Annotated in this window: 8 protein-coding genes; 3 read left to right on the forward strand and 5 right to left on the reverse strand. The window is 38.4% G+C overall.

Translation table 11 applies throughout. From position 1 onward, the window contains the following. Positions 1-407: 407 nt before the first annotated feature. The 5 genes from H6G08_RS36470 to H6G08_RS36490 form a co-directional block, all read right to left on the reverse strand. Positions 408-890, reverse strand: coding sequence for an AAC(3)-I family aminoglycoside N-acetyltransferase (locus tag H6G08_RS36470; RefSeq protein ID WP_190552132.1), 483 nt, complete (start codon positions 888-890; stop codon positions 408-410). Positions 891-1,064: 174 nt separating this feature from the next. Further along, positions 1,065-1,832, reverse strand: a complete 768-nt coding sequence (locus tag H6G08_RS36475) for a ChaB family protein (RefSeq protein WP_190552134.1) — start codon at positions 1,830-1,832, stop codon at positions 1,065-1,067. 125 nt (positions 1,833-1,957) lie between these two features. Continuing rightward, entirely contained in the window at positions 1,958-2,500 is a 543-nt protein-coding gene (locus tag H6G08_RS36480) for a Dps family protein (RefSeq protein WP_190552136.1), read from the reverse strand. Between the two features lie 389 nt (positions 2,501-2,889). Then, positions 2,890-3,249, reverse strand: a complete 360-nt coding sequence (locus H6G08_RS36485) for a hypothetical protein (protein WP_190552138.1) — start codon at positions 3,247-3,249, stop codon at positions 2,890-2,892. Between the two features lie 506 nt (positions 3,250-3,755). Then, positions 3,756-4,994, reverse strand: coding sequence for an ABC transporter substrate-binding protein (locus H6G08_RS36490; protein ID WP_190552140.1), 1,239 nt, complete (start codon positions 4,992-4,994; stop codon positions 3,756-3,758). A gap of 295 nt (positions 4,995-5,289) precedes the next feature. Here H6G08_RS36490 and hemJ point away from each other — a divergent pair, with 295 nt between their 5' ends. The 3 genes from hemJ (at position 5,290) to ung (ending at position 8,256) form a co-directional block, all read left to right on the forward strand. Further along, positions 5,290-5,877, forward strand: a complete 588-nt coding sequence (gene hemJ / locus H6G08_RS36495; RefSeq protein ID WP_190552142.1) for a protoporphyrinogen oxidase HemJ — start codon at positions 5,290-5,292, stop codon at positions 5,875-5,877. A 124-nt stretch (positions 5,878-6,001) separates the two neighbouring features. After that, on the forward strand, positions 6,002-6,865 hold the full coding sequence (locus tag H6G08_RS36500) for a DUF6671 family protein (protein WP_190552144.1): 864 nt from the start codon (positions 6,002-6,004) through the stop codon (positions 6,863-6,865). Between the two features lie 710 nt (positions 6,866-7,575). Continuing rightward, entirely contained in the window at positions 7,576-8,256 is a 681-nt protein-coding gene (gene ung, locus H6G08_RS36505) for a uracil-DNA glycosylase (RefSeq protein ID WP_190552146.1), read from the forward strand. The last annotated feature ends 142 nt before the right edge of the window (positions 8,257-8,398 follow it).

Below are 8,398 nucleotides of genomic sequence, written 5' to 3' on the forward strand. Positions count from 1 at the left end.
AAACGCCCTCACCCTATTAGGGTGGGGCTAGAAATACGAAGCCTGCCTTCGCAGGCTAAAAGTTTGATAGCCTGCGAAGGCAGGCTTTGTTGGTATAGCAATACCCTTCTAGGGTATTGCGTCAAAATTGGGATGCTCCCGTGGGAGAGTGCTATAGGCGATCGCTTCCTTGCACCATCACTTCTAAAGCGTCAGTTCACTAATATAAATTGACAAAGACAAAATTATGTGTAATGTCGTATTTGGGTAGTTAGTTACGATATCAAAGTTTCCACGGTTTTTATTTTGAGAATATCAGCGTTATTTTTAACGTAAGTGTTCAAGCAGACATGATTTTTTCGTAAAACGCTGATTTATGGCTAAATATGCAGTTTTAACTCCCTCAAAGTTCCGGTGCATTCCGGTTGTTATGCATCTTCATTGCCGACCGGAACAGCAATATCGAAATGAAGCACATCTTCGCGTACCCCAAGCTTTGTGTAGAGTGCAATCGCAGGGTCATCCCCGATGTCAGCCTGCACGAAAATAACATAAGCTGCTCGCGCTACAGCGATCTTCTTTAATTCCTGAATTAATGCGGTGGCAATTCCTTCACGTCGATGCGCTGCTGCAACAGCTAGATCGTAAATATAAATTTCACTACGCTCCTGCTCAAACTTCTGGAGTTCGTAAGCGGCGATACCTCCGACTACTGATCCATTTTTTAATGCTACAAGCGCAATGAAATAATCGCTGTTTAACAAACGCTTGAGATAGGCATTACTTGGACGAGACGAGCTATAGGTATCAACTTCATCGAAAGCCTCACCAAAGGTAATCAATAAGCCCTCCATAAGTGTCAGGTCGTTGGCGGAAAGCTGACGAATGCTAATTGGCTCGGAGGATGACATTTTCTACCTATTAATTTGGGTAGTAACAGTTTTAAACTTTCCCAATGTTCGTTGCTTAAGTCTCCTCGGTTCATCATTATCACCAAGCGTTCGTCGAAGACGTTGGCGCAGCCATCGCATCTTTTTTAGGATACAACGAGTTTGAAAACAAGCCCTAGCCCCTAATCCCTAGCCCTAAACTTTTACCTTAGCTTTTGACCAAACACCGTTGTCATCTTCATCATATTGCTGACGGACTGCTTCCCAAGCAGCTTGTTCGGCGGTAAACTCGTCACTGGTGTCTGCTAGGGTGACGTTATAGCGTTCCATAAAGGTGCGTTGCGCTTCTGCTGACAGGTGAGAACGAACTTCAGGAGATAAATCTTCTGGCTTATTACAAGGGCCGGGACAGGGACGGGCGAAGATTTTATCAACTGTGTGAACTTCTTCAGCCCCAGCGCTTTGTAATAATAATTGAAATTCACCGGCGCGATCGCTCGGTACTTCTGCCATCAACACAAACTCGCCAGCTTGCAGACGGGTTTGGTAAATTGTGGCTTTATCTTCAGGCATTCCTAAAGTAGTTAAAACCGATACTAATCCTGCACCCGCACTAGCTGCGATCGCACCGCTTGCAGCTCCCAATAATACTGCACTAATGGGCCCGGCTGCCACAATTGGCCCCACAAAGGGTATAAACAATACGCCTACCCCTGTGAGTAAGCTAAGAAAGGAACCAAATAAAGAACCAAAAATTGCTCCTGTTCTCAAACCGCCTAAAATCACATCTTTTTTCGTGATAAAACCAGCAATTCGCGTTTCTGATTGAAAGTTTCTCCCCAATACAGAAATATGATCTCTGGGTACACCTCTATCTAACAACCGCCGAATTACATCATCTACTTGCTTCTGTTCTTTAAATACAGATGAAATCGTCCGTTCTGCTGTGTATGTTTCTGGCACTGGAATCTCCTTAAATATGATGATGAAAAATTGCCGATTAAATAGGCAGCTGCGGATAACTTGTTTTTTCCACAAACTGCCATTTAAAATAATTCGTAATTAAGCCGAATTAGTAATTATTTGAATTACACACCTACAGGAGTTTGAGTATCAGATGCAGCTGATGGTTTATTACTAGGATCTAATGCTTGTCCTTCAATAAAGGAGCGCAACATCCAAGCCATCTCTTCATGTTCTTCCATCAATCCAGTTAAAAAGTCAGCAGTTCCTTGATCGTGAAACTCTTCACCAGACTGATCTACATGTTCCCTAAAATTACGAATTACCTGCTCGTGATCTTGCACTAAATTCGCTACCATCTCTGTAGCTGTAGGAACTTGTCCAGCATGTTCTTTTAGGGTAGCCATTTGCAGAAATCCTTCTAATGTTCCTACAGGATAACCACCCAAAGCCCGAATTCTTTCTGCTAAAGCATCAATATTTTCAGTTAGTTTTTCATAATGTTCTTCCCATAGCTGGTGCAGGGTACGAAACTGAGGCCCGACAACATCCCAATGATATTTTTTGGTTTTAACTAACAAAACATAGGCGTCTGCTAAATCTTTATTTAACAAATCAATGACACCTTGACGTTGTTGTTCTGTTAAGCCGATATTAATTTTTGGCATTATTTTTCCTCTCTTGGAGAACTCATTTACTAAGTTCCCAAATTTCACCACTAATCTACATCAGTCTACAGAAAGATAATAAAAAATATTAATTTTACATTATTAATTTTATTTTTCTGCTAATAGATAGATGGTAGTCTTTTATCTCATCCTATCCTACCATAGATAGAATTTTTATTAAAAATTGATGGTCAACAGTCAACAGTCAACAAATAACTATATATATAGCAAAAGACATCTTGAATATTATTTTTGATCAAGATGCCTATATTGTATAAATTGGTGAAGCTACTCATTAGCCCTTTATTCAGACAAATGACAAATGACTAATGACAAAGAACAAACAAAGGAGATTTACCGCTACTTCCTACAGGTAATATCAATTCTGCTTACTTCTTACCTGTGACTTTTTCCAGGAGGTTTTCTATTTCGTCTTCTACTGAAGTGGAACTAGTAGAATTGCTAGGACGCTTCATCTTGTCGATATCTGCATCTCCTTGAACTTCATTCAAACCTTTATTAGATTCTCTTTGCACTCTCTCCAATCCAGGAGGATTTGATCTACCTACTTCATCGGTTTTACGCTGAGTTTCTAAAAGTTGTGTAGTGGCTTCTTCGGGATTACTTTGATAGCTTTCAATAGCAAAAGCTGGAAACGCATTCGACACAAATAACAGTGTGCAGGTAAAGGCAATAACTAAAAAACGCACGGGACGGAGTAAGCTTGAAACCAAAGCAATAATTTTCATTTGTATTCCTCAATAACAGCGTTAAAAACGCATAACTTGTACTTCATGAGATCAGAGAGTATCTGTATTGATTGGCTAATTGTTTGCAATCAATTTACAGTCATATCTCTGTCTCAACCTTATTTACCAATCAAGTGAAGAAATTAACTTCTTATTGACTAAGCTGAATAATGAATTACAATATAACTATTACCCAACAAATACATTAGCTGAGAAGCATTAAATTCTTCACCTGAAGTCGATAGTTTATTTTTATCCCGATTTTTTCATGCTTGCATCAATCCCAAGAATGAATTTAAATTCGCCTTGATTGCAGATAAAATCACTCTCCAGACAGAGCAATATCAGCGTATTTAGTCAGTTAATTTTTTTCTATAGACCTTTTTGTTGGCATTCAGATCCCCGACTTCTTCAAGAAGTCGGGGATCTAGTAACTCCCTGTACAAATATTTTTGTTTCTTCCTACTAGCTTACTGAATTCAGCATCCGAATTAATTTACATCAGCTTATTTAATGCTTAAAAACGCAAACTTCCCCTGAGTACCGTTTGCTTCCATCTTCAGTTGAGCAACATAAAACTCTTTTTGAATAACATCACCTACTGGAGTAAAAGCAATTTCACCCAAAGGCGTTTGATAAGTTCCTTTGAGTAATTCTTGATTTAATTCCTTCCGTAACTGTGCTAATGAAAGTTGATTAATTTTCTGCTTTTTATCTAAAGATTGCAGCGCTTCTACATATACTTGTAACGCCGTAAAAGCTTGAGCGCTGACTTGGGGTGGTTCGCGCCGATACTGCTCAAAATAGGCTTTGCGAAACGCTGTGTTAATTTCATTTTTATATTCTGGACTATAAGCTTGAGCAATAATCACCCCATCACACAGCGCCTTACATACAGAAAAGATATGAGATGTATTAAAGCCATTACCACCAATAATAATGCCTTTATAACCAAGTTCTCGTAATTGTTTAACTAAGTTACCACCATCTACCGCCAAACCAGAAATAATCGCTAAATCGGGTTTTAAATTAATCGCACTACTGGCTTGAGTTTGAAAGTCAGTATCTGTAGTTTGGAATTTTTGAACTGTAACTAAATTCAATCCTAAATCTTTAACTGTTTTTTGAAATATTTCTGTTTCCGACTTATTAAAAGCATCATTTTGGGCATAAAATACAGCCACTCTTTTAATATTAGGATTTTGCTTGAGTGCTGCTTTTACCGCATAAGGCGCGACAACAGCCACAGAAGAAGAAACACGCGCTACATAATCACCAATTTCGGGAATACCTTTAGCGGTATTTGATGCACCAATTACCGGAACTTGATTGCGTTCAGCAATAGGATTGGCACTAAAAGCTTGTTGTGATAAAGTCGGGCCAATAATTCCCACAACTTTATTTTGATTAATTAATGTTTGAAAAGCATTAACAGTTCCCACTTCATCGCCACCCGTGTCTTGAAAGATTAATTTAATCGGTTTACCGTTGATACCACCTTTGGCATTAAAATATTTTTCGGCAATTTTTACGCCATCCGTTCCTTCTTGACCCAGTAATGCTACATTGCTAGTCTGAGCAAAAGCAATCCCAATGGGAACTGCATTACCAGTCGCTGATGTTGCTGTCGGATTATTATTACTGCTACTTTTACCACAACCTATCAGCAGTGCAGAGCAGGTAAATAATAATACAGCTTGCCGAGCGATACCTTTGGCACGCCTAACGGCGATCGCACTTTTCATACATGGGTGAATATAATATTTGTACGATAATAGCTATGAATTAGGCTCTATTGGTAGCTGTAGCCTCATCATAGCTACAAATTTTTTTAGCGATCGCATCTAGACGGGCAATTTATAACGTCCTGGATATCATCGTCAATCATAACCTGTCATAGCAGTTCATACTTCTTAATCTATATGTTGGCTAGCAATCAGTCCTCGCCGAAGATTTTACCGTAACCTGATAAAGAGAGTAGTTGCGGCCATTTCGGTAAAAGCAACTCCGAAAACAAGTTGAGACAGGCAGGTTCAATTCATGGCTTATTCCTGGTTTAAAGCGTTTCATATTATTGGCTTCGTAGTCTGGTTTGCTGGTTTGTTCTACCTAGTACGTTTATTTATCTATCACGTAGAAGCTAACCAAGAACCAGAACCAGCACGCACGATCCTGAAAAATCAGTATCAAATTATGGAAAAACGCCTCTACAATATCATCACAACTCCAGGAATGTTGGTGACAGTAGCAATGGCAATCGGACTTTTATCTACTGAACCAGATGTTTTAAAAGAGGGTTGGTTGCATATCAAACTGGTGTTTGTGACCTTATTAATCGGCTATCATCATTACTGCTCCCGACTCATGAAAAAATTAGCAGTAGATGAATGTCGATGGAACAGTCAGCAGTTACGGGCTTTAAATGAAGCACCGACAGTTATGCTCATGGTAATTGTACTGTTAGCTGTATTCAAGAACAATCTGCCTACAGATACCACAGTCTGGGTAATTTTTGCATCAATTATTCTCATGGCAGTGACGATTCAGCTTTATGCTAAAAAACGCAAGCGCGATAAAGAAAAGCTGACAGCAGAACTCGCACAGGTTGCCCAGGAACAAGTTTCCTAATTTTGCTAATTTTCGGCAGGTTTAGTCAGTTCTAGAGGTAATGAAGGAAGGGATAATAAATAATTGTAATTACGCTTTATTACCGGCTAAACTTGCCGAAACATCCACAGGAGGTAACCCCACGATGAAAAATCAGCAATTATTTAGTAATCGTGTGGCAATACTGGCGACAATGCATCAAAAACAGCAAGCGATCGCTCCCATCTTAGAGCCGGAGTTAGGCATTAAAATCATAGTACCGCCAAATTTTGATACTGACGTTTTCGGTACATTTACCCGAGAGAGAGAACGTCCGGGCACGCAAATAGAAGCAGCCAGATTAAAAGCCACAAAAGCCCTAGAATTAACAGGTGCAAAATTAGCGATCGCCAGTGAAGGTAGCTTTGCCCCCCATCCATATATACCTTATATTTACTCCAATCGCGAAATTGTTATTTTATTAGATCGAAAAAACGATTTAGAAATTATTGGCGAAGAATTATCATTAGAAACTAACTTTAACCATCAGGTAGTAGAAAATATCCAACAAGCCTATGATTTTGCTCAAAAAATTGGTTTCCCCGAACATGGGCTAGTGATAAGTTATCAGCAAATAACCAAAGATAGCAGTCACATCATTAAAGGTATTAATACCGAAGCAAAATTAATAGAAGCTTGGAATTGGGCATTTAATAACTCACCCGATCGCAAAGTATATCTAGAAACCGATATGCGCGCCCATCAAAATCCCACCAGAATGAAAAATATTGCCAAAGCTGCCTCTAATTTATTAAGCAAGCTGCAAAGCCATTGTCCCCAATGTCATCTACCAGGTTTTGATATAACTCAAATCCGCAAAGGATTACCCTGTGAAATATGCGGTATGCCTACCAACTTAGTTCATGCTGTAATTTATCAGTGCCAAAAATGTAGTTATACCCAAGAAAAATTATTCCCCGACGGCAAAGAGTTTGGCGATCCAGCACAATGTATGTACTGCAACCCCTGAGATAGAAGGGGGTAGGGGGGATAAAAAAGTGTCGGTAGTGTGGAGAGTTTTCTTTCCCATGCCCCATGCCCCATGACAAATAAAAAAAACCCTCTTGCCATTGACAAACAAGAGGGTTGTAGTATGGTGTGAGGAGCAAACTCAATGTTTGCTTCTTATCAGTGTAACAACTATATGTGGCAATTACATAAAAATGGTATGAAAATCATGTGTTTAATGTATGAATTACACCACACTAAATAGAATTTGACCTAAATTTTATAAATATAGATTTAATTACGCCTAATTATGCTTAAGTAATTCCGTATTACCTAAAAATAATAGTATATCTACCGATATCAATGATTGCTAACTCTATCTAAAGCAATCATGCTCTTGCAGAGATTACTGATTATTCACTATTCCAAAATAGCAGCCATTAACAATCTTAGGTTATTTTTTAACTACCGAAAATAATAATTATTTAGACTTCATACCTTACCAAATTCTAATTCTTCATCTGTTTAACATAAAATTAAACGGCTATAAGCTGTTCGTCATTTAGATCGGTTAAGGACAAAACACTAAATCCTTATGCTGGAACTTTGACAGCAGATTGGAATACCCAATTTAAATGCATGACAGCTTAATTCCATCAACAATACACTTTTGCTCGGTCACGTAGCGATTGTTATAATTATAAATATCTGACCAAATTAAAAGTAAAAACTTTGACATCAACTAAAATTTCTTCTTCATGGCAAACAATCTTGTCTGAAGAGTTTGACAAACCATACTTCCTAAAACTCCAAAATTTCCTATTGGAAGAATCCCAATCTCATACTATATATCCACCTGAAAAAGACATTTTTTCAGCTTTTGAATTAACACCCTACGAACAAGTCAATGTCTTATTACTTGGTCAAGACCCTTACCACGATCAAAACCAAGCACATGGATTATGCTTCTCTGTACGCCCCGGTTTTAAACCACCACCATCACTAATAAATATCTTTAAAGAACTCAAAGATGATGTTGGGTTTAATATTCCCAATCATGGCTACTTAGAAACATGGGCTAAACAGGGAATTTTGATGCTAAATGCTGTACTAACTGTCAGAGCGCATACACCCAATTCTCACAAAAATCAGGGTTGGGAAATATTTACAGATGCAGTCATTAGCAAAGTTAACCAAAAACCAGATCCTGTTGTTTTTGTATTATGGGGTGGGTATGCACAGAAAAAACTAAAATTAATAGATACTAAAAAACATACCGTAATTCAATCAGCACATCCTTCACCACTTTCTGCACGTAATGGCTTTTTTGGTAGCAAACCCTTCTCAGCTATCAATTCAGCATTGCATTCATGTGGTAAACCACAAATTGATTGGCAGCTTCCAGATCTATAATAATTTTGCCCTTCATAAAAAATAGCAATTATCTTAGAGGATGTTTGAAAAGTCGGACAGATTGTAAAAAAGCTCTCTCGGTATACGCTGTGAATAGATAGTAGACAGCACCGAGAGAGCAACATGAGTAAAGCATATCCCA

Origin of the sequence: Calothrix anomala FACHB-343 (genome assembly GCF_014696435.1) — a bacterium.
Lineage (GTDB): Bacteria > Cyanobacteriota > Cyanobacteriia > Cyanobacteriales > Nostocaceae > Aulosira > Aulosira anomala_A.

Coding starts and splice junctions, on each gene's coding strand:
- H6G08_RS36470 (WP_190552132.1), bottom strand. CDS start 890: ATGTCATCCTCCGAGCCAATTAGCATTCGTCAGCTTTCCGCCAACGAC.
- H6G08_RS36480 (WP_190552136.1), bottom strand. CDS start 2,500: ATGCCAAAAATTAATATCGGCTTAACAGAACAACAACGTCAAGGTGTC.
- H6G08_RS36485 (WP_190552138.1), bottom strand. CDS start 3,249: ATGAAAATTATTGCTTTGGTTTCAAGCTTACTCCGTCCCGTGCGTTTT.
- H6G08_RS36490 (WP_190552140.1), bottom strand. CDS start 4,994: ATGAAAAGTGCGATCGCCGTTAGGCGTGCCAAAGGTATCGCTCGGCAA.
- hemJ (WP_190552142.1), top strand. CDS start 5,290: ATGGCTTATTCCTGGTTTAAAGCGTTTCATATTATTGGCTTCGTAGTC.
- H6G08_RS36500 (WP_190552144.1), top strand. CDS start 6,002: ATGAAAAATCAGCAATTATTTAGTAATCGTGTGGCAATACTGGCGACA.